This window comes from Paenibacillus sp. FSL H7-0942 (genome assembly GCF_045040715.1).
Taxonomy (GTDB): domain Bacteria; phylum Bacillota; class Bacilli; order Paenibacillales; family Paenibacillaceae; genus Paenibacillus; species Paenibacillus amylolyticus.
In genome coordinates this window covers 180,130-202,310 of the sequence record NZ_CP150279.1, presented here as the reverse complement: position 1 = coordinate 202,310, position 22,181 = coordinate 180,130, and the positions used below count along the sequence as shown (strand labels likewise).

General features: G+C 43.5%; 16 protein-coding genes, 1 tRNA gene and 1 other RNA gene. 2 read left to right on the top strand and 16 right to left on the bottom strand.

Annotated elements, in window-relative coordinates; all coding sequences use genetic code 11:
* Positions 1-2 precede the first annotated feature (2 nt).
* From MHI48_RS00965 to MHI48_RS00910, 12 genes are all read right to left on the bottom strand, one after another.
* Positions 3-839, bottom strand: coding sequence for a nucleotide-binding protein (locus MHI48_RS00965; protein ID WP_405142754.1), 837 nt, complete (start codon positions 837-839; stop codon positions 3-5).
* Positions 840-1,000: 161 nt separating this feature from the next.
* Positions 1,001-3,427, bottom strand: a complete 2,427-nt coding sequence (locus tag MHI48_RS00960; RefSeq protein ID WP_405142752.1) for an ATP-binding protein — start codon at positions 3,425-3,427, stop codon at positions 1,001-1,003.
* Positions 3,428-4,013: 586 nt separating this feature from the next.
* Positions 4,014-4,378, bottom strand: a transfer-messenger RNA (tmRNA) gene (ssrA, locus tag MHI48_RS00955).
* A 586-nt stretch (positions 4,379-4,964) separates the two neighbouring features.
* Entirely contained in the window at positions 4,965-5,447 is a 483-nt protein-coding gene (smpB, locus tag MHI48_RS00950; protein WP_076254288.1) for an SsrA-binding protein SmpB, read from the bottom strand.
* Between the two features lie 260 nt (positions 5,448-5,707).
* Positions 5,708-8,503 carry a ribonuclease R gene (gene rnr / locus MHI48_RS00945; RefSeq protein ID WP_405142750.1) on the bottom strand — a complete coding sequence of 932 codons (2,796 nt, stop codon included), beginning with the start codon at positions 8,501-8,503 and terminating at the stop codon, positions 5,708-5,710.
* A gap of 561 nt (positions 8,504-9,064) precedes the next feature.
* Entirely contained in the window at positions 9,065-9,298 is a 234-nt protein-coding gene (gene secG / locus MHI48_RS00940) for a preprotein translocase subunit SecG (protein ID WP_017691238.1), read from the bottom strand.
* Positions 9,299-9,509: 211 nt separating this feature from the next.
* Positions 9,510-10,796 carry a phosphopyruvate hydratase gene (gene eno / locus MHI48_RS00935; RefSeq protein WP_036616228.1) on the bottom strand — a complete coding sequence of 429 codons (1,287 nt, stop codon included), beginning with the start codon at positions 10,794-10,796 and terminating at the stop codon, positions 9,510-9,512.
* A gap of 241 nt (positions 10,797-11,037) precedes the next feature.
* Positions 11,038-12,582: a 2,3-bisphosphoglycerate-independent phosphoglycerate mutase gene (gene gpmI / locus MHI48_RS00930; RefSeq protein WP_036616224.1), complete on the bottom strand. Its 1,545-nt coding sequence runs from the start codon at positions 12,580-12,582 to the stop codon at positions 11,038-11,040.
* 1 nt (position 12,583) lies between these two features.
* The gene (gene tpiA, locus MHI48_RS00925) at positions 12,584-13,336 is read right to left on the bottom strand and encodes a triose-phosphate isomerase (RefSeq protein WP_076329607.1); all 753 of its coding nucleotides are present in this window, start codon (positions 13,334-13,336) and stop codon (positions 12,584-12,586) included.
* Positions 13,337-13,372: 36 nt separating this feature from the next.
* Entirely contained in the window at positions 13,373-14,554 is a 1,182-nt protein-coding gene (locus MHI48_RS00920) for a phosphoglycerate kinase (RefSeq protein WP_036616219.1), read from the bottom strand.
* A 151-nt stretch (positions 14,555-14,705) separates the two neighbouring features.
* Positions 14,706-15,713: a type I glyceraldehyde-3-phosphate dehydrogenase gene (gene gap / locus MHI48_RS00915; protein WP_017691243.1), complete on the bottom strand. Its 1,008-nt coding sequence runs from the start codon at positions 15,711-15,713 to the stop codon at positions 14,706-14,708.
* Positions 15,714-15,819: 106 nt separating this feature from the next.
* Positions 15,820-16,845: a sugar-binding transcriptional regulator gene (locus MHI48_RS00910; RefSeq protein WP_036616216.1), complete on the bottom strand. Its 1,026-nt coding sequence runs from the start codon at positions 16,843-16,845 to the stop codon at positions 15,820-15,822.
* Positions 16,846-17,303: 458 nt separating this feature from the next.
* Between MHI48_RS00910 and MHI48_RS00905 the strand changes: the two genes are divergently transcribed.
* Together MHI48_RS00905 and clpP are read left to right on the top strand one after the other, a co-directional pair.
* A tRNA-Arg gene (locus tag MHI48_RS00905) sits at positions 17,304-17,378 on the top strand.
* A gap of 176 nt (positions 17,379-17,554) precedes the next feature.
* Positions 17,555-18,151, top strand: a complete 597-nt coding sequence (gene clpP / locus MHI48_RS00900; protein ID WP_017691245.1) for an ATP-dependent Clp endopeptidase proteolytic subunit ClpP — start codon at positions 17,555-17,557, stop codon at positions 18,149-18,151.
* Positions 18,152-18,318: 167 nt separating this feature from the next.
* On the opposite strand, the gene MHI48_RS00895 is transcribed toward clpP, so the two are convergent.
* The 4 genes from MHI48_RS00895 to whiA form a co-directional block, all read right to left on the bottom strand.
* Complete coding sequence (locus MHI48_RS00895) at positions 18,319-19,416, bottom strand: stalk domain-containing protein (protein WP_036616213.1); 1,098 nt, start codon at positions 19,414-19,416, stop codon at positions 18,319-18,321.
* A gap of 386 nt (positions 19,417-19,802) precedes the next feature.
* Positions 19,803-20,555: an SIMPL domain-containing protein gene (locus MHI48_RS00890; RefSeq protein ID WP_047841458.1), complete on the bottom strand. Its 753-nt coding sequence runs from the start codon at positions 20,553-20,555 to the stop codon at positions 19,803-19,805.
* Positions 20,556-20,711: 156 nt separating this feature from the next.
* A complete protein-coding gene (locus tag MHI48_RS00885) occupies positions 20,712-20,981 on the bottom strand; it encodes an HPr family phosphocarrier protein (protein ID WP_017691248.1) in 270 nt (89 codons plus the stop codon).
* A 255-nt stretch (positions 20,982-21,236) separates the two neighbouring features.
* Positions 21,237-22,175, bottom strand: coding sequence for a DNA-binding protein WhiA (gene whiA / locus MHI48_RS00880; RefSeq protein WP_036616210.1), 939 nt, complete (start codon positions 22,173-22,175; stop codon positions 21,237-21,239).
* Positions 22,176-22,181: the final 6 nt, after the last annotated feature.

Genomic DNA, 22,181 nt, shown 5'->3' with positions numbered 1-22,181 from the left:
AATTAATTTTTCTCTGATGGATACGATGAAATTTCAGCACGCTTCCATTCCCATATACTTTTTTTTATAGTATTCAGTTCACTGTCAAAACCAATCCATAGTCCTGACATAGTATCAGCATTTATCCCTATTCTAAGTTGGAAGGCACCATGATAATTTAAACCACGCTTTAAATCATTCCACTTACCTGTTAAGAAATGTCCTTGTATTTCCCCTTCTAACCTATACTCTTTACCACCAGCTATGAAATTTGCTTCTATTTGTTCACCTTTTTGCTTAATTTCTACATTTTGGTCCTCATTAATAGAAGTAAAACAATAGCTCTTTGTATCTTCTAGCGCCCACCTTTCATGCCATGTTCCCGCAAGTGAAATTCCATCATAGTCTACTCCCTGACTAATTTGCTTTTTTATTTGTCTGCACGCTGGGCCTAATGTTCCTAATAAATCATCATCGTTCTTAACAAAATGGTACTTGCCTGTATTTATACCCAATAAATCACTTGGAATATGTAAATTCTCGACCCCTTCAGGTAGCAAGAAAAACACATTTTCTCTTCCTAAATGCCCCATAAATAAACCAAGTTCAAAAATAACATTATCTCTTGCCGTAACTACCTGTTGTTCTCTCAATGTGGTTATATCATCAGGAGAAAATACAAAAATAGCAAAGTCATACTTCTTTGTAGCTGTTAGTAAATCATCTAAAGTAGCACTATTATAGTTGAAGTTTCCTTGATTCCAAATATTGGTTAAAAAAGTGTATTGTAATAGTTCTTGCAGAGCCTCAGCAACCCTCAAGCCTTCAATTGAAGAGCCGATAAATAATCTTTGCTTCATGTTTCCACAACTCCCCAAACCTTATTTTTATTAGTAATTACTTCCACGTAGTACAATGAATCTTTAATAGCCTTAGAAACATATTCTGTAAAGAGGTCAACTTACTATACATTGTAAACCACAAAATGATTTTATTGTTGTAACATAAAGAAAATCTCCAGCTATTTACTCACTCTCTTTAAGCCACTAATAAATTGATTACTTTTGGCATTTTTCAGCAAAATCCCTCTTAAAGAATTCCAATAATCTAAATCAACTGATTTCGATATGTAGTTACAAATTACATATGCTAACTCTTCCTCAAACTCATACCATTTATCACTGTATATCACTTGTGTCCTGGATGAGTTTAAATCAAGGTCTCTATTACCACAAACATCAACTACCAATTGCAGGGTTAGTGGCCAGTTAATCTGAACCTGGTTTTTTTGCAATCTCCATGAATCAGGGAAAAGTGTCGTCGGAATTTCAATACCATGCAAAGAAAATTTTGACTTAGATTTATAAACACTATTGTAAGATGATGTTTGTCTGATTTCATTCCCCGCATTCACACCAATAGAAGATGAATGCATATTAATTTCATTACTTCCCATAGAGTAAGATTTGTTCAACTCATAAGATTTCCCATCTATAGACACTTCCTTTGTAAGCAGCTTTAGTTCTTCAACTGGTCTTAGTTTATCTTCAAGAAGATACACAACCACAAAACCCATAATCCCCGTTTTTCCCTTATCTTCTATTTTGAATTCTATTCTCCTTATATTCTCGTGTTCTTCCCAATTATCTTCTTTCACATCGATTTTTACATCTTTAAAACTATTTTCGTCGCGAAATTCTATTTGATCATTGGATTCGATAATTATTTTAAATGGAGGGTTTGGAATTACATTTTTTACAGATTGTATAAATTCTATATCACTCATTCTATCCCAAGGGTTCCTTTTTTTCCTTAATATTAATTTAGTTGATGTGCCTGGAGTCTTTCTCTCACCTTGTTTAATTAAAAAAATACTTTCTTGCCCTTCAACAGTTAAACTGATTGGTTCACTTGAGTCATGAGGACCATAAATCCTTCTGGTATCAACACTAAGAGTGTCACTAACCATGAAGCACGATAATATTCCGATGCCGAATCTTGAGGTAGGATTAAAATCAGCCTTAGATTCTGCCTTCAATTCATAAAAGTCAGATGATTTGTAAAACGATGAACCAACCCTTGAGTAGTATCTATCAATAATATCCTGATCCATACCAGTGCCATTATCAATTACTTCAAGTACATCCTGATTGTTTTCTTTTTTGTATTTGATTTTTATTTCTGGTATATAATAATTCCCCCACCGCACTTCTAAAGCTTTTCTCAATAAGCATGCATCAATGGAGTTTTGTATTAACTCTCTTAAAGCAACTTCAGGATCACCATATAACTTAGTTCCCATTAATAAATCAATTACCTGACTCTTACTAAGATTAAATTGAGTATCTTTATACAGATATAATGGCTTCCCATAAACATCTTTTTTTGTTGTTATCTTTGTTCTATCAACTTTAAATGGAATTTTTAGACTTATATCCCTATGTACACCACGGTGAAAATCATTAACAGAAGATATGATATTGTTGCATGCACTAAGCTCAAAGTCTATTATGTTACAAAAAGCATGTATAGAAGCTTCAATGGCTGGGTGGGTGCATTTAGCATGGAATTGAATTTCTGTATTACTTATAAGCCAAGATTCAATTGCTCGGTGTTTATTCCACTCTCTAAGAGACACGGGGTGTTTCACGGCCAAGTGTGAAAACAATACACTGGGAGTACGCTTTGCATCAAAATCTAAAACATCAGCCAATCTTAAAATAACTGCAACCAGAGGCAGACATGCATAAACCCCCTGACCACACAAAAGACGCTTCTCAAGTTCTAATAATGACAATGCATTTTCATTATGACTAAAACATATCTCTGAGATTTCCCAAGCCAAATCTGTATCTTTATATCTTATTTTATTTGCCCATTCTCGAGCAATTACTTCTCTTGAGCGATATGAGTGTGTTTCCCTAATATAATCAGAGATCAAATAACCTTTTAATAAATCCGCTTTACTATAGTCACCTTGAATGATAAGATCATCAATTGCTTCCATTCTATCAGGTCTAGCTAAAGTAAATCTTTTAAACTGAGAATATTCCCTTTCTTCGACATCATCTGCGAATTCTAGATTAACATCCCATACCTTTTTCCATGATATTACATCTTTTTCCTCGGGAGCCATACCAATATCATGAAGAAACGCACTCAAAATGAGTAATAGCAATTCTGGAATTGATAATTTATCAATATTTTCTTCAGAGATAAGCTTTTCCATTAAACTTATTACTCTAAACAAATGGTCTCCATCATGAAGTGTAAATTCACCCATGTATCTCAGAATTGTTTTTGTTTTATGATAAGAGTAGTGGGACACCTCATCTACCAGAACTATGACATGATCTGATCCTTCGCTTCTACACTTTGAGACCAAAGCTCTGTATAACAAACTATTTTCTAATCTTAACTTTGTCTCTTCCCGCCAGTCGTCATTCATATGAAATCTCCCATCTGAGTATATTCTCCTAAAAAAGCTTTCATTTTAAATCAATAAAATCCCAATAAATCAATCAAATAGAAGATATCTCCACTCTACCAGCTGTAAAATTCATTTATTTTATTTTTAACCCATCAAACTCTATTAATCTCCATATCTGTGTTTCATGATAGTTCAAAGAAATTGTGCTACTCTGTCCTATAGGTCTTCTAAAACTTTTATCAATATATACTAATGTTACCTCAGCATAAACTTACTACCTAAGAAATTATAATTACTTGTTAACCTCGATTGTTAAGCTCAAAAACAATATCTCAAATTATATGTACACTCCCAACATCATATCAACTGGGCAACATGCATAAATCACCTTTTTATCAATTAAATTACAACAACCAAAATATAATTACGCTGTCTCACCAATAAGTTAAGGGTGAGACGAACACTATGCTCAAATACCATCATAAGTATAATAACATCTATATTGGGAAAGGAGAAGAAAGAGACTCTTAGGACCTAAAATTTTCGACCTTTATAACAAAGATACGCAAAACAGCCACCAAATGGTGGCTGTCACTGATACTACTAATGGAGGCGAGGGGAGTCGAACCCCTGTCCGAAGATAACGGCACATAAGCTTCTACGGGTGTAGTCACAGTTTTGATGTCACCCGAGTATCGCCCCGTAACCGGCTATACGTTGGGTCAGCCTGATTGTCTTCTTCAGCACACCCCAGGCGGAGATGTGACAGCGTATCCCACTACTAGTTAGCCCCTATCCCTGTCACATGGGCGATGCAGGGTAGAAGCACGCACACAGTTTCTTAGGCTGCGAAAGCGTAGTTTGTTTGTTGTTTGCCGTTTAATAGGCTTTAGCGTTGATAAAGCGGACGCGTCCCCACTACCCGCTACCCATGCTCGAACTATCCCCGTCGAATCCATAAACGCCCCCTCAATGAAGAAGGGCTCCAGGATTAATCCGTGAATACGGAGCAAAGGTGCTGCACATCTTTTTCCTCCAAGGTAAAAAGATGTTTCTTTCAAACTCGGCATTCCTGTCTGCTACATGAGTAATCATAACACAGGACACATCACCGAAATAGTACAGATTGCTGGAAGACATTCCAGCAGGCTGAGCATGTGTACAAGGTTATACAATACAACAGGCTCAATCGTCTACATATTATACCGCGTCACTAATCGGAAGTAAAGTTTCCCAGATCGGATCACGAACAACTGCACCTAAGTATTTTACCCACTACCCTGACAAACTACGCAACATGTGATAATTTAGATTCATCACCACACTTAGCTCCATGCTCCTAGCAATGTACTTAATCACACACAACAAAAATCAGCCAACTGCATACTTCAGCTATTCACATCAAATCACCTTCCCCAAACACAAATAAAAAAGCCTCAATCTTGCCCATTACAGGACAAACCTTGAGACTCCTTAACTCGTACAACACTCTTCCTAGCTGCATCATGACAACTAACTTACACCTAAGATGCAGCTTTCACGCCCAGCGCTCCACTTAACGCGCAACCTTCTGCTTCTCGCGCAGTACCCGTTGGATATCACGTTGTGCATCCCGCTTGGCTGCAGTCTCACGCTTATCAAACTGCTTCTTACCTTTACCCAGTCCAAGCAAAAGCTTTGCGTAACCGTTGCGGATATAGATCTTCAGCGGCACAATGCTGTACCCATCCTGTTTCGACAGCCCAAGCAACTTATGGATCTGCACTTTATGCATCAACAACTTGCGCGTACGTGTTGGATCGAGCGGATTATTTCGGTTCCCTTGTTCAAAAGGACTAATATGCATATTGTGAATATGAATCTCACCGTTTCGAATCGTGGCAAATGCATCACCAATATTCGCACGGCCGTTACGAAGAGATTTGATCTCCGTTCCGGTAAGCACCATGCCCGCTTCATACGTATCTTCAATGAAGTAGTCATGGGAAGCCTTTTTATTCTGTGCAAGCACTTTACTCTGTCCATCATTCTTGCCCATGTCCTCACTCCTTCTCCGTAAAATAAGCCGGTACCATGCTCTATAGCAGCGCACCCAATGTTGCACCAAGGTACCACGTGCCAGACCTTAATTGTAGCAAGTACGGCTGTTAAAATCAAGAAAGAGGCGACCTCTGCCGCCCCTCCTCATTACACCACTTTCAGACTGTGCGAAACAACACACCGGCTGAAGTGACTATTTTCTCCAACACTTAACCTGGAGGAACGAATTGTAATCCATTTCTTCAAGTTACGTTAGCTTTATTTTTTCTTTTTCCGTACAAAAGCTGCCGTGCCGTTACCAGCTGCACCTTTGCTCTTCTTCCGCTTGCGTCGTGGTGCTCCGCCTTCCTGAGCGCCACCAGGAGTTGCATTCTCTCCGATAAATACGCCGCTCGGCGAAGTGTTTTTGCGTCCACTTCCGCCTTTGCCACCTTTACTGCCGCCCTTGCCGGACTTAAAGCTTCCTTCACCGCGACCGCTGCCGCTGTTCAGGCCACTTCCTTGTCCATCGGTTGAACTACTATCCGATCCACCCGATGTAGAGCTATATCCGCCTTTACCTGAGCCAAAACCAAAGCTCACCGCACCTTTGCCCCGGCCAGTTGATCCTCCAGCATCACCAGCACGACGCTCACCTTTTGGTTTGCCGCCGCCTTTACCTGCGTAGCCACCAGCTGCGCCCGCGCCCGCGCCTGCACTCGCTGCTCCACCGCGACCGCCACGTCCACCTTTGCTGCTTTCTTCCGTTGATCTGCCACCACGGCTGGCTCCAGCACCTGTCGAACTGCCTTTGCCGCCACGTGAACCGCTGAAACCACCCGGTCCACCCTTGGCACCGCCGCGTCCGCCGCCGCTAGTTGGACGTCCACCTTTACCACCGCGTCCGCCACCAAAGCCGCCAGGACGTTCACCGCGAGGTTTCATATCCACCATTTCAAAATCAATCGTATACTCTTCCATGCTTACACGTGCCACACGGATCTTCACTTCATCACCGATGCGGAAGACTTTCGAGGTACGTTCACCAATCAGAGCCATATGCTGATCGTCAAAATGGTAATAATCGTCCGTGAGTGCGCTCAGGCGAATCAAGCCTTCAACCGTGTTTTCCAACTCAATGAACATACCAAAGCTGGTCACACTGCTGATCATGCCTTCGAACTCTTCGCCTACTTTGTCGAGCATGTACTCGGCTTTTTTCATTTTCTCCGTATCCCGCTCAGCTTCTACCGCCACACGTTCACGTTCCGAAGACTGCTGCGCAATATCGGACATACGTGCTGCCAAATACTCCTGACGTTTCTCCGGCAAAGCACCATTATTTTCAATGACTTCGCGAATCACCCGGTGAATGACGAGATCGGGATAACGACGAATTGGAGACGTAAAGTGACTATAGAATTCTGCCGCGAGGCCAAAGTGACCTGACATTTCAGAATCATACTTCGCCTGTTTCATGGAACGGAGCATCATCGTACTAATCACGGTTTGTTCTTTCGTTTCTTTGATATCCTCAAGCAACGATTGAAGCGCCCGTGGATGGATCGCATTGCCACGTCCTTTGACCTGGTGTCCAAAATTCGCCGCAAAGGCGAGGAAATTTTGCAGTTTTTCCTGATCCGGATCTTCGTGCACACGATAAATGAACGGAACCTTCAACCAGTGGAAATGCTCTGCCACTGTTTCGTTCGCTGCCAACATGAACTCCTCGATGATTTGCTCTGCGATCGAACGCTCCCGTTTCACGATATCTACCGGTTTGCATTCTGCGTCCACAATGATTTTGGATTCTTCAAAATCAAAGTCAACCGCACCGCGGCGCATACGCATAGCACGCAGCTTCAGGGCAATCTCTTTCATCAGATGGAAATCATCTACCAGATCCTTATAACGCTCGAGCAATTCCGGCTCTTCACCTTCAAGGATTTTACGGACGTTGGAATACGTCATCCGCTCTTTGGTTTTGATTACACTTGTGAAAATGTCATGTTTTACAACCTTCATCTGGTCGTTGAACTCCATCTCACAAGACAGTGTCAAGCGGTCTACCTGCGGGTTCAAACTACAGATTCCGTTGGACAGACGTTGTGGTAGCATAGGAATAACCCGGTCTACCAGATACACACTGCATCCACGGTTGTAGGCTTCCTGATCAAGCTTGGAATTCTCCTGCACATAATAGCCAACGTCGGCAATATGAACACCCAGACGGTAGTTCCCGTTAGGCAGTTTCTCTACATTTACAGCATCATCCAGATCCTTGGCATCTTCGCCATCAATCGTGACAATGTTAAGTCCGCGCAGATCACGGCGACCCTGTTGTACAATCTCTTCATCCGTGATGGAGTCGGGTGCTTTTTCCGCCTCTTCTACCACTTCATCGGGGAAAGCTTCAGGCAACTGATGCTTGCGAATGACGGACAAAATATCAATACCCGGCTCATCCTTATGACCGAGAATCTCGATCACTTCACCCTCGGCTGCCGCACGACCCTCCGGATAGCTGACGATTTTTGCTACGACCTTCTGTCCATTAACCGCCCCTGCAAAATTGGTACGTGGGATGAAAATATCGCGATTAATCCTTTTGTCATCCGGAATGACAAATCCGTACACCTCATGGCTTTGGAACACACCAACGACTTGTGTCACAGCACGGGTAACAATACGGACGATCTCACCCTCCAGGCGACCACCTGAAGGTCCTTGAGATGTGACTTTAACCAATACCGTATCACCATTCATCGCACTTTTCATATCATTGGCGTGAATGTACACATCCGGGTGCTCCCGATCCTCAGGGATAAGGAAAGCGAAACCTTTGGCGTGAGCCTGTAAACGTCCACGTACCAAATCCATGCGCTCTGGCATGCCATAGCGATTGTTACGGGTCAGCAAAACTTTACCGGATTCCTCCAGCGTATTAAGCATAATCAAAAAGGCTTTGAAATCAGCTGCATCTTCAATAGCGAAGTGCTGTTCCAACTCCTGATAAGTCATAGGTTTATAAGCGGTATCCCGCATGAAGTCGAGCAATTGTTGTTCTGTTATCATTAATATATTCACCTCGGGAAACATAAAAGTGTAAGCAAGTCTCATCTCTTTATGTATCGGAATTCTTACCATTTTCATGCAATACAATATCACTGTTGTGCAGAGTGTAGTAGTGCAACCATACTATCTCATACCCTAGTATACACGAATTCAATCCGGCCCATCCGTACTACGCAAAAAAACCGCGGTCGCCGGGCGCTCCTCTAATATCACGCTTTCACATATCTCTACAGACATTTTATGCGATACACGTGCTGTGCGCATCTGGAAAAGGACTACATCCGGAAATTTTCTGTACACATGACATTCATTATAGGGAGTGAGTTCGCGTAACGAATAAGCGAGGGACATACCATACATGATAGGGGTGTGTTGCATGTTAAGGAAGGAAAACCAAACAGAAGTGAGAAGAAGACCTAAAATCATGGAGTCTATAGATTAAATTCTTGGAAAAGTTTGGACGCGTAAGAATTTATTAAAAAACCCCCGTTTCTTCACGAAACGAAGGTTCATCAATTAAGCCATTAGCTTAAGCTATTCATTGAACAGCAGTTCCAATTCTTACTTGGAAGCCACCGTAACAACAATAGACAAAATCATAAATCCTGCACCCAGTACCACCGTTGCACGTTGCAGGAAGAGATCCAATCCGCGCGCTTTCGTTTTACCGAAAAGATGTTCCGCACCACCGGAGATGGCACCCGCCAAACCAGCGCTTTTCCCGTGCTGCAGTAATACTACAGTGATTAGACCGATCGAGAAAACAACGAGCAGCAATTTCAAAGCAATATCCATTCTTTCCACCTCCTACCCATGTGGGCATACATCTCACCATAAAAACAGTTACTTTAATTGTAACATAGCTATGGTTGTACTACAAGTAGTACAGGTTTTACAATGCCCTAAATTTCACCATCTGCGTGATCCTTACGTTATACCATTACTTCGTTGCAATAAAAAAGACAAGCCGGTTACCCGGCTTGCCCGTAAAAGCTGGATATCCAGCTTATTTTTTAAGGTTGTAGAATCCTTTAAGACCATTGTATTGAGCCAGTTCACCCAGTTGATCCTCGATGCGGAGCAATTGGTTGTACTTCGCGATACGGTCTGTACGGGAAGGAGCACCCGTTTTGATTTGACCAGCGTTAGTTGCAACAGCGATGTCAGCGATTGTGCTGTCTTCGGACTCACCGGAACGGTGAGAGATTACAGCTGTGTATCCTGCGCGTTTAGCCATTTCGATTGCATCAAATGTTTCAGTCAATGTACCGATTTGGTTAACTTTGATCAGGATGGAGTTACCGATACCTTCGTTGATACCTCTGCCCAGACGCTCAGTATTTGTTACGAACAAGTCATCACCAACGAGTTGTACTTTATCTCCCAATTTCTCAGTGAGCAATTTCCAACCATCCCAGTCATCTTCGGACATACCGTCTTCGATTGTGATGATTGGGTATTTCTCAACCCATGAAGCCAGAAGGTCAACATACTCAGCGGAAGTGTAAGATTTACCTTCGCCAGCAAGTGTGTACTTACCATCTTTGTAGAACTCAGTGGAAGCAACGTCCATACCCAAGAATACGTCAACGCCTGGTTTGTAACCAGCTTTTTCAATTGCTTCGATGATTGTAGTGATTGCTTCTTCGTTCGAACCAAGGTTCGGTGCGAAACCACCTTCGTCACCTACAGCTGTGTTCAAGCCTTTGGAGCTCAATACGGATTTCAAGTTGTGGAAGATCTCTGCACCTACGCGAAGAGCTTCTTTGAAGCTTGGTGCTCCAACTGGAAGAACCATGAACTCTTGAACGTCGATGTTGTTGTCAGCATGCTCACCACCGTTGATGATGTTCATCATTGGAACTGGCAATGCTTTAGCGTTGAATCCGCCCAGGTAAACGTACAATGGCAGGTCCAGAGCGTCAGCAGCTGCGCGAGCTACTGCCATGGATACAGCCAGGATTGCGTTAGCGCCCAGTTTACCTTTGTTTGGCGTACCATCCAAAGTGATCATCAATTTGTCGATACCCAGTTGATCCAATGCATCCATACCGATAACTTCTGGAGCGATTGTTTCGTTTACGTTTTTAACAGCTTGCAGAACGCCTTTACCGAGGTAACGGGATTTGTCACCATCGCGAAGCTCAACGGCTTCGTGGGCACCAGTAGAGGCACCGGATGGAACGATTGCGCGTCCGATTGCTCCGGACTCCAGGTATACTTCAACTTCTACTGTAGGGTTACCGCGGGAGTCGAGGACTTCGCGAGCGTACACGTCAGAAATAATAGTCATTTGTGATAATCTCCTTTAAATTTAAATTTATTATAAATTAGGACCACTTGTGTTTTCCCTTTTCCACTACGTCAGCAGAATTGTCCTCTGATCGCTGTTATCCCCTGATTCCTTTGAACTTATTTTCATAAGTTGGAATCATGTGATAAAGGCGAACGCGTTGCTTCTTCGGACAATTTCTGCTTCCTTCGTTCGGGGGTAAACTCCAAACTTCCCAATTTCATATATGTTGTTGCGTAACTTATTTACGGGTAGCGATGACGGATGTACCTGTCATCTCAGCCGGTTTAGGCAATTGCATCAGGTCAAGGATCGTTGGCGCGATATCTGCCAGGATTCCGCCTTCACGCAGCGTTACATTTGCATCAGTAACGATGAATGGAACCGGGTTCGTTGTATGAGCTGTGAACGGACGTCCTTTCTCATCGAACACCATATCCGCGTTACCATGATCCGCCGTGATCAGTACAACGCCGCCTTTGGCAAGTACTGCATCCACAACACGGCCCATGCACTCATCTGTTACTTCAACCGCTTTGATGGTAGGCTCCAGCATGCCGGAGTGTCCAACCATGTCAGGGTTAGCAAAGTTCAGAATGATGGCGTCATGTTTGTCTGCTTCGATCTCGCGAACACATGCATCAGCTACTTCATACGCACTCATCTCTGGTTGCAGGTCATACGTTGCAACTTTTGGTGAGTTGATCAGTACACGAGTTTCGCCCGGAAGCTCCACATCACGACCACCGCTGAAGAAGAAGGTAACGTGCGGGTATTTCTCAGTTTCTGCAATACGCAGTTGTTTTTTATTGTTCTGTACAAGGACTTCACCCAGGGTGTTGTCGAGGTTCTTCGGCGAATAAGCCACATAACCTTCAACCGTCTCGCTGAACAAAGTCAAGCATACAAAGTGCAAGCCCACAGGGAACTTCGGACCACGATCAAAACCGCGGAAATCCTGGTTCGTGAATACTTGCGACAACTGGATCGCACGGTCAGGACGGAAGTTGAGGAAGATAACGGAATCGCCGCTCTCAACCAAACCTACCGGCTCACCATCCGCTTTAACGATAACCGTTGGTTCAACGAATTCATCAAATACGGATTTCTCATACGATTCTTCAACCGCTTTGAGTGGGTCAGTGTATTTTGGTCCATCTCCATAAACGATGGCACGGTATGATTTCTCAACCCGTTCCCAACGTTTGTCACGGTCCATCGCGTAATAGCGACCTTGAACCGTAGCGATTTTACCTACACCGACTTCTTCAATCTTAGCGATCAGTTTCTGCATGAAGTCTTTACCACTGTCTGGCATAACATCACGGCCATCCATGAAAGCATGAATATATACATCATTCATTCCTTCTTTTTTGGCCAGATCTAGCATAGCAAACAGGTGGTCGATGTGACTATGTACGCCGCCATCAGACAACAAGCCGTAGAGATGAAGTTTTTTGCCGCTTTGTTTCGCTTCACGAACGGCTTTGACAAGTGTTTCATTGTCGTAGAACTCGCCGTCACGAATGGATTTGGAGATACGGGTCAAATCCTGGTATACGATCCGGCCGGCACCAATGTTCAGGTGACCTACCTCGGAATTTCCCATTTGCCCTTCTGGCAAACCTACAGCTTCACCGCATGCAGTGAGCGTTGTATGTGGGAATTGGCTCATGAAACGGTCATAGTTCGGTTTCTTGGCTTGCGCTACCGCATTGCCTTCCACCGTGTTACGCAGACCAAAGCCATCCATGATGATCAGTGCTACAGGTTTTGGAGCTGTCATCTTACTTCGCCCCCTCAACAAGCGCGATGAACGAAGCCGGCTGCAAGCTGGCACCGCCAACAAGTGCGCCGTCGATGTCGCTTTGTCCGAGGTATTCTGTTACGTTCTCTGGTTTAACACTGCCGCCGTATTGAATACGAACTGCATTCGCAATTGTCTCGTTGTACAGATCCTTCACCAGCGTACGAATGTAAGCAATAACTTCATTCGCATCTTGGGAAGTGGAGGATTTGCCTGTACCAATCGCCCAGATTGGCTCATAAGCGATAACAACTTGGGCCGCTTGCTCTGCAGACAGACCTGCAAAAGCAGCTACTGTTTGCACTTTGCATACGTCTTTTGTTTGGTTCGCTTCACGCTCTTCAAGCGTCTCACCAAGGCAGAAGATTGGAGTCAATCCGTGACGGAATGCTGCATGCAACTTTTTATTGACAGTCTCATCGGTTTCCGCAAAATATTGACGGCGCTCCGAGTGACCAATAATGACATAATCCACACCCAGGTCTTTCAGCATCACGCCGCTGATTTCACCTGTGAATGCACCGTTATCTTCAAAATGAAGATTTTGTGCACCAATTTTGATGTTTGTGCCTTTAACAGCTTCTACCAGGGATGGCAGATTTGTAAACGGTGCGCAGATTACAGTTTCCACGCCTTCAACTTCCGCTTTTCCTTTAACTTCCTGAATGAAGTCATTGGATTCGGAAACCGTTTTGAACATTTTCCAGTTACCTGCGATAATCGGTGTTCTCATGGGTTTCAACTCCTTCATGCTATAGACTACTAAAACTTACTTGTCGTTCAATGCCACTACGCCTGGAAGTACTTTACCTTCCATGAACTCGAGCGATGCACCGCCACCTGTAGAGATGTGGTTCATCTTGTCAGCCAATTTGAACTTCTCAGCTGCTGCTGCGGAGTCACCGCCACCAATTACAGTGTAAGCTTCTGTCTCAGCGCAAGCTTCCGCTACTGCACGAGTACCGTGGGAGAATGGCTCGATTTCAAATACGCCCATTGGTCCGTTCCACACAACCAATTTGGAGTTTTTGATTACATCAGCATAGATCTCACGTGTTTTAGGACCGATGTCGATACCTTCCCAATCTGCTGGGATACCATCGATGTCAACGATTTGTGTGTTTGCTTTCGCACTGAAATCGTCAGATACTACGATATCTACCGGCAGGTAGAAGTTTTTGCCCAATTTTTTCGCTTTTTCGATAAAACCGAGAGCAACATCAAGTTTGGAATCATCCAGCAAGGATTGTCCAATCTCATGTCCTTGTGCTTTGAAGAACGTGTAAGTCAGACCGCCACCGATGATTACGTTGTCTGCAATGTTCAGCAGGTTGTCGATTACATCGATTTTGTCCTTAACTTTGGATCCACCAATGATAGCTGTGAAAGGACGCTCAGGGTTGGAGATTGCTTTACCCAACACTTCAAGTTCTTTCTCCATCAACAAACCGGACACTGCTGGAAGCAAGTGAGCGATTCCTTCAGTCGAAGCGTGTGCTCTGTGAGCCGCGCCAAACGCATCGTTAACGAAAACGTCAGCCAGTTCAGCAAATTGTTTTGCCAGTTCCGGATCGTTTTTCTCTTCGCCTGCGTGGAAACGAACGTTTTCAAGCAACAATACGTCTCCGTTGTTCAGTTCAGCGATTTGAGCTTTAACAGCGTCACCAACAGAACCGTCAGCTTTAACAACTGTTTTACCAAGCAATTCAGACAAACGCTCAGCTGCTGGAGTCAAACGCAAAGATTCAACCACTTCGCCGTTAGGACGACCCATGTGGCTTGCCAAAATGACTTTAGCGCCTTTTTCAATCAAGAAGTTGATTGTAGGAAGCGTTGCACGAATACGTTTGTCATCTGTAATTTTACCATCTTCGAGCGGCACATTGAAATCTACACGGACAAAAGCCCGTTTTCCTGTCAATTCGATATCGCGTACACTTTTTTTGTTCATCTGTATTTCCTCCGCACCCATGTATTTGGTGGACCAATCAAGAGCTAAAATCCCTCGTCAATCCTGGTGTTTTTGAGAAATTTGCAAAATGTAGATATATAAAGAGCGGAAACAATATAGCATCTGTTTCCGCTCTATGTTATTACAGATATTACTTAATCATTTTTGCAAAGTGCTCCAAAGTGCGAACCAATTGTGCAGTGTAGGACATTTCATTGTCATACCAAGCTACAGTTTTAACCAATTGTTGGTCGCCAACAGTCAGAACTTTAGTTTGAGTTGCATCAAACAGGGAACCGAAAGTGATTCCTTGGATATCGGAAGATACGATTTCGTCTTCTGTGTATCCGAAAGTTTCTGGATCGGAAGCTTCTTGCATAGCTGCGTTAACTTCTTCAGCAGTTACTTTTTTGTTCAGAACAGTTACGAGCTCAGTCAGGGAACCAGTAGCTACTGGTACACGTTGAGCTGCACCATCAAGGATGCCTTGCAGTTCTGGGATTACCAGACCGATTGCTTTAGCAGCACCAGTTGTGTTAGGGATGATGTTTTCAGCTGCTGCGCGAGCACGACGGAAGTCACCTTTAGGGTGTGGAGCATCCAATGTGTTTTGGTCGCCAGTGTAAGCGTGAATTGTAGTCATCAAACCTTGAACGATTCCGAATTTGTCTTGCAGTGTTTTTGCCATAGGTGCCAGGCAGTTTGTTGTGCAAGATGCACCGGAGATTACAGTTTCAGTACCGTCGAGGATTTCATGGTTTACGTTGTAAACGATGGTTTTCATGTCGCCAGTAGCTGGTGCGGAGATAACAACTTTCTTAGCTCCACCTTTCAAGTGTTTCTCAGCTGCTTCTTTAGTTGTGAAGAAACCAGTACATTCCAGAACGATATCTACGCCCAGGTCGCCCCAAGGAAGTTCTTCCGGGTTACGGTTAGCCAATACTTTAACTTCTTTGCCGTTCACTTTGAAGAAGCCATCGTGTACTTCAACATCGCCATCGAAGCGACCTTGAGTTGTATCATATTTGAGCAAATGAGCGAGCATTTTAGCGTCAGTCAAGTCGTTGATTGCTACTACCTCGATGCCTGCTACATTTTGAATACGGCGGAATGCCAAGCGTCCAATACGTCCAAAACCGTTAATACCTACTTTAATCATGAGTAAGTTCCTCCCAAGTTTTGATTAATTTTTTATGAAACTTATATATTCAAGACAGACGGTGAAGTCCGTCAAGACAACAATAGTTGTGATGCAAAGTAAAACCTTATTCCATTTCAGCAACGATGACTTCGGCAGCAGCCTCATCAATAATCAGAATATCTTCCTGACCAAATCGTAACACGGAATGTATAGCAGCAGCTTTGCTTTTGCCACCTGCAATTCCAATCACAACATCGGTTCGTTCAATATCCTGAAGTCGCATACCCAGTGTAAGCATGGTATGTACCACCTTACCCTGATCATTAAAGTAATAACCGAAAGATTCAGATACGGCCCCTTGCTCCTGAAGTTCATCTATAATCTCCGTCGCAAGTTTGCGTCTTTTGGCCATCTCTACGGCATCACCAATTCCATGAATAACAATCCGTGATTGCCTGATCAGCTGCAGAATCTCCTGAACACTAGGGTCCTGGATTAATGATTCATAGGCATGATCACTGAGCAAATCCGGTACATGCAGGAGTTTGTATTGCGCCCCTACCCGTTTTGCCATTGTGGATGCGATCGTATTAGCCTGAATTTCAAGGCTTTCTCCAAGTCCACCGCGTGCTGGTACGAACCAGACACCTTTGAGCGATGTTGGCGGATTTAGTTGTTCTGCGACTTCGGCCGTTGTTGAACCACCAGTAACGGCGACAACGTCGTTGTCACTCATGATATTGCCGAGAGCCTTCGCTCCGGCTCTGCCCAGTTCCCTTTTGGCAAATGGAGAAACGTCCGAATCACCAGGAACCACAACTACCTTTTGCAGACCGTAGGCTTGCTTGATGCGCTCTTCCAGCTCGGATAATCCGAACAGCTCTTTGGCTACGGGCTCTAACTGCTGCAGCAAATCATACCCTGCCTCACTGATCTTCATTCCTGCACTGTCAATTTCGATAAGTCCCTGAGCCTTTAACAGATCGGTCTCAGCCCTCAGAACCCGCTCGGTCATCTGCATGGAATTAGCTAACGTTCTCCGTCCGATCACATCCGATAACATGATCTGTTGCAGAATCGTATACCTCTTTTTCAAGATATCCATGAGATCAGGCAGAAGCTGCTTTTGTACTTCTAAAATCGTTCGCATGCTTTCCACTCCCGCAAGTTCTCGTTCTAAGCTCTCTTTCGTGGCCCTAAAACGTCCCGGGTTAACTTTTTAAGTCCCACGTCTATTCTACCTAAAACTGACGCGACATGCAAGTGTTTCAACGTGTTATTTCGACACGCATTCAGCGTTTGTACGCGCCTATTTTCACAATCCCAGACTTCCATGATCTAGGACTAGCTCACACATACCATATATAGAAGAAACAAATGAATTCAATCTACATATCGCTCAGAATTACATTTCATACGGCATGTCCAAAACCTCTAATAGCATTTACTTAAATGCACTCTTTATCCACTCTTCTTCATCATGATCATTTTTAGGTTAATCCAAACCAATACCACAACGAACTGCTTGCAATTAAATATTTCATGAGCTATAATCATTATTGCTGTCATATATTTAGAAAGCTACATAAATTGGTAGCAAATTAATGTGCGCCCGTGGTCCAATGGATATGACGTAGGCCTCCGAAGCCTGAGATCCAAGTTCGATTCTTGGCGGGCGCGCCATTTTTATTTAACAGCTCATAACCCATTTAACCAATGAAACCGGAAAGGTTTCTTTTTTTTGCAAGTTAGTTTGACTTTCTTTGACTTTTTGTTTGGAATTGTTTATTATGTGGGTAATACGGTAACAGTTTAAGTATAAACACCAATAACATTTACATTCCAAGGAGGTTTTTCACGTGAGTTTTATTCCAATGGTCGTTGAACAGAGCAACCGGGGTGAGCGCGCCTACGACATCTACTCCAGATTGCTGAAGGATCGTATTATTTTCCTTGGTAGCGATGTTAATGACGTAGTGGCTAATGCCATTATGGCACAGATGTTGTTCCTGGCTGCGGAAGATCCGGAGAAAGACATTCACTTATACATCAACAGCCCAGGCGGATCGATTACAGCCGGTATGGCGATTTACGATACAATGCAATTCATCAAACCGGATGTATCTACCATCTGTGTAGGTATGGCGGCTTCCATGGGTGCATTCTTGTTGAATGCCGGTGCAAAAGGTAAACGTTTTGCATTACCAAACAGTGAAATTATGATTCACCAACCACTTGGTGGTGCACAAGGTCAGGCTTCTGACATCGAAATCCGTGCTCGCCGCATCCTGAAAATGCGTGATACGTTGAACCGCATCATCTCTGAGCGTTCAGGTCAACCGCTGGAGCGGATTGAGAAAGATACAGATCGTGACTACTTCATGAGTGCTGCTGAAGCCGCCGATTACGGTATCATTGATAAAGTCATCGAAAACGTAGGATCACAAGGCATCTAAGTGTGACGTAGACCACGGTCTATGCGTTAACATAATCAACACCTAACGTAATCAGCAACATATAATTGTGTTGTCTATACGAGAAGAAGCCCTCATCATAATTATGATGGGGGCTTCTTTTTTCATTTTATAAGGAAGAAAACTTAAGAGTGCATAATAATGATTCTTTATTTGGTTCCATTTACATTATTGAAAGGTTCCGTGCCTTTAGGGAGAAGCTCTTTGTACGTAAATGGCATTTCAGGGAATCCCTCTGCGTACGCCGTATACTCATACAACTGGAAGAACACAACTACACCCGTTGGTGTCACATAGAAATCTTGATCTTTATTTAACCCTTTATAACCGTCGAGGTATCCACCGCGGGCTTTCAGTTGTTCACCCACTTTTTTACTCAACGTCTCGCGCATGGTTTTGTTATTTTGCAGCACATCATCTAACGTAAGCTCCTTACCTGTGTCCAGTGCAAAGGTGTGGCCCGTACGGTACGTCATACCATGAGCGCCAGCATAATCTTCGTATCGTTGTGTAATGAGTCCCAGCACGCCTTTTTCGTTGTACGTCACTACATAGGAGCTCTCAAATGCATATGGACGGTTGGCTGTTGCACCGCCGAATTCAGATGTCTGTTTCTTGAAGTCAGCTACATACGCATCCACTTCGTCTTTCAACACTTTGTTGATCGCCGCTTCAGCTTCTTTGCTGGCAAGTCCACTCACTTGCGGATATTGAACATCTACTTCAGCATTTTTTACAGTAACATTAACTGTTGCCGCTTTAATTTTAACGTTATTTTGTTTCACTTTGCTGAGTGTCAACGTTTTGGTTTTGCTATCCCAATTCCCCTGTACACCCAGATAATCTCTCATTGCCGAGAATGGGATATATAATCTGCCGTTGATCAGCTTTGCGTCCACTTGAGGATAATAGTTGTTAATTCGAACACTCGGCTCGCCATCCAATAGGCTGATCGTCATTGTGTTATTGGCTGCTGTCAAAGCGTACTCTTTGGTTTTCGCATCATATTTCAGCGTTCCACCTGCCACATCTTTAACTGCCGTAAGAGATACCCAAGTTGAACCACCTTGAAGAAGTCCTTTTTGAGTCAGTGTTTTTCCACCCGACTTCAGGGTCACCTCAGCTGTGGTTGTCACTTTCGAGGATACCGATGCCGCCTGAACCGAACTGTCCTGCCACACCGAACCGCTACCTACAATAATTCCTGCTGCGAGCAATGCACTTGTCCATTTTTTCCATGATGTCATATATAAAACTCCTCTCCGAATTCACAATTAGGGATCATTGCGTATGTAATCCTGACCTGATCGCATATCTCATACGCCACCTCTCTATTATAATTAACCCGATTTCGGAAAGGTTTACAGCTCGAGTTACAATGTTGATGAATATCAGTAGGAAAATATAAGGGGATATGACCTTTTTGTCACGAACAACTATACAAAAAAGATACCAATATACAGCATTTCATGTTGCTTCAAAAAGGTACCCTTCTATATAACTTCATCAAAGTTTGCTTTTCCAACAAAAAAAGACTCTGTCCACAGGACAAAGTCTTTGTCATTATTTCGTTGTACCCTTCACATGACACTTAAAAAGGTTCTTGAGTTTACAATCCTTAGTTCGATCTTGTTTATTTCATTTCATACGTGATATTCAGGATTGTACTTACTTTAACCTGGCCTGTTTCAATCTCAGTACCACCTGCTGTATCTTGTGCTTTGGACATCAACGCCTCGCTTGCATAGAATACAGGCACATTGGCATCACCTTGGCTTACTGAAAGAACAGCACCCAGTTGACGTTTAACTGCTTTTGCAATGGCGCCAGCTTTCACATCTGCATTGGCAACAGCTTTTTCAATCACTTGGGATTCATAACTTTCCGGATTTTCTACAGTAAAGCGTACGTTTTCAATATTGTTGGCACCCGCACCCGAAGCAGCATCGAGCAACTCGCCAATCTTGTCCATCTGACGATATGTGACTGTCAGCGTATGATGCGCTGTATATCCTTTAATTTGTTGTCCGTCTTTTTCACTATACGTATAGTTGGGTTGTACAGAGAACTGACTCGTTTGAATGTCGTCTGCACTGATCTTCCACGTGTTCTTCAGCAAATTGGATACTTTTTGAACTTTGGCAGCATTCGCTTTTTGAGCAGATGCAGCTGTCTCTGCAGTACTGTTCACACCAATGGACAGATACGCGATATCAGGCTTCACCTGAATCTCACCTTTACCCACAACATTAATCACATTCTGTTGTACTCCCTGAACCTCTGCAGCGTAAGCATAGTTACCTGGTGCAACCCATGCTGTTCCTCCAACAAGCAACGTACTTGCCACCAGCACCGCACCAAACGGTTTCATCCATTGTTTACCCATCACGATAGCCTCCTTATGTGTTAACATCTCAAACTTTAAACGATTTGATACCTTAACAGACGGGACAAATTCCATAATGTTGCACTTGACGATAGCAAATACGTCAATAACGCAAAAAAGCCCCTTTCGGGACTTCTTCAATGGATTGATCATGTCTTATTGGTTTTCGAGCTCTTCCTTGCTTACCAGACTAACTAAAGCGTTTACAGCCTGTTCGGCATCCGCGCCTTCTGCACTAATCTGGATTTCCGTACCTGTGCTAATTGCAAGGCTCATGATCCCCATGATACTTTTTGCATTAACTTTTTTGTCGTCCTTCTCGACGAACACTTCAGACGAGTACTTATTCGCTTCTTGAACGAACAGTGCCGCAGGTCTGGCATGGAGACCCGTTTTCAAACGGACAACTACCGGGTGCTTTGTCATGGAAACTTACCCCCTATTATGAAATCTGGACATTAAATACACAATTATATTTATACAACATTATACCATTAACCCGTGCAGGACACTAGAAGAAAAAACTCAGGGTGCTTTGACGGACATTATTTTGCCCTAATTTCATCTTTTGCACAGCGCATCCAATGACCTAAGTAAGTCCCCTAGTTCCTTAACGGTTGACTTCCCCGACTTTTCTGTTCAGCAGAAACAGCCGACCTTGTTACTTTACCCCACTCCGTCTCAACCATAACGTTCTGTGCGTACTTTCTCAGCCAGCTCATCAATTTTACGAAGCCGATGGTTCACTCCCGACTTGCTAACTGTACCTTTAAGGAGTTCGCCCACTTCCTTCAAATTGATATCTGGATGAGCGAGTCGAACTTCCGCCACTTCGCGAAGCTTCTCAGGCAGCGATTCCAGACCAACTTCCTTTTGCAACAACCGAATATTATCGATTTGTCTTACCGCCGCTCCAATGGTTTTGTTCAGGTTGGCGGTCTCACAATTGACAATCCGGTTAACGGAGTTACGCATGTCGCGCATAATTCGTACATCTTCAAACTTGAACAAGGCCTGATGAGCACCAATGATGCTGAGCAGCTCAATGATTTTCTCGCCTTCCTTAATGTATAGGATGAATCCTTTTTTCCGTTCTATACACCGTGCATTCAGATGAAATTCATTGGCCAGGTCAACCAGTGCCTGACAGTGCTCTTCATACATAGACGCAATCTCCAGGTGGTACGAGGAACCTTCCGGATTATTAACCGATCCACCGGCCAGAAATGCACCGCGAAGATAGGCCCGTTTACAACAGTTTTGCTGAAACAATTCCGTACTGATCCCTGGGGTAAAGAGAAAGCCCTCAGATACAATATGAAGACTATTGAGAATCTCCTGTACCATGGTTGGAATACGAACAATATATACATTGTTCTTTTTCAGCCGCATTTTTTTGCGGACCAGTAATTCCGTATGCACTTGAAAATGCTTTTTAAGCAGAGAGTATGCCCGTCTTGCAATCGCGGCATTCTCCGTCGAAATATCCAAGATTACTTTTTTATTCGATAACTGCACTGCACCAAGCATACGGATGAGGGCTGAAAGTTCCGCCTTTTCGCAGCACGGTTCGCTCTCGATCATGGTTAACTCTTTTTTGGTCTGTGCTGCAAACGACATGGGACT